This window comes from Mycolicibacterium peregrinum (genome assembly GCF_001665625.1).
In the GTDB taxonomy this organism is placed as follows: Bacteria; Actinomycetota; Actinomycetes; order Mycobacteriales; family Mycobacteriaceae; genus Mycobacterium; species Mycobacterium peregrinum_B.
The window spans coordinates 1-660 of record NZ_LZSY01000084.1; the positions used below are offsets into that span (position 1 = coordinate 1).

Genomic DNA, 660 nt, shown 5'->3' on the forward strand with positions numbered 1-660 from the left:
TCGACTCTAAAAGTCAAGGCGGGCAACGGGATGGGAGTTCTTCTGCTCGACGGGAAGGGCTCGCGGATTTATGTGCGCAAGCATCCGCGCAATCGGCGGACTGGTCAGCTGATCGAGACTGTGCCGTTTGTGCCGGGTGGGGAGCAGTACAGCATCGAGGAGGTGCTGGGTCACCCGATCGGTGGCGAAGAGGGTATTCCCGAGCCGCAGAAGTATCGGGAATACCTGTTGTGGTGGCCGGACGGTCGCGGGTTTTTCGGCGGCGCGGTCCTCGCGGCGGGACTACTCCTCGACAATGTGGAGGTTCTTTACGGTCGGACACCGTTGCCGCCGCCGATCATGGAGGACCGCTCATTCAATGTTGGTCTCGGCGGGAGCCGTCGGGAGGGCGCGGGACCGGGGACTTTCGGGACACGGCGCCGCGACGACGACTTCGCCGAGGTCGACGAGGACGCTGCGAGCGATCAGGACGAGGAGGACGGTCCGCCGAAATCGTCGTAGCCATCGTGCACAGTGTTGGGTGCATGTGGGTTTCCCAACCCGGTGACGTTGAATTGAGCGCACGATGATTGAGGTTTTTGGTGCACGGGTCCGGCAGGCCCGGTTGTTGAGGCGGATGACGGCACGGTCGGTGGTGGAAGCCACAGGCTGGAGTACGTC

At 63.2% G+C, this 660-nt stretch carries 1 protein-coding gene; it reads left to right on the plus strand.

Features of this window, described 5'->3' with window-relative positions:
* The coding region (locus A5779_RS10915; protein WP_207549063.1) for a hypothetical protein at nt 1-501 on the plus strand (501 nt) is incomplete at its 5' end.
* Between the last annotated feature and the right edge of the window lie 159 nt (nt 502-660).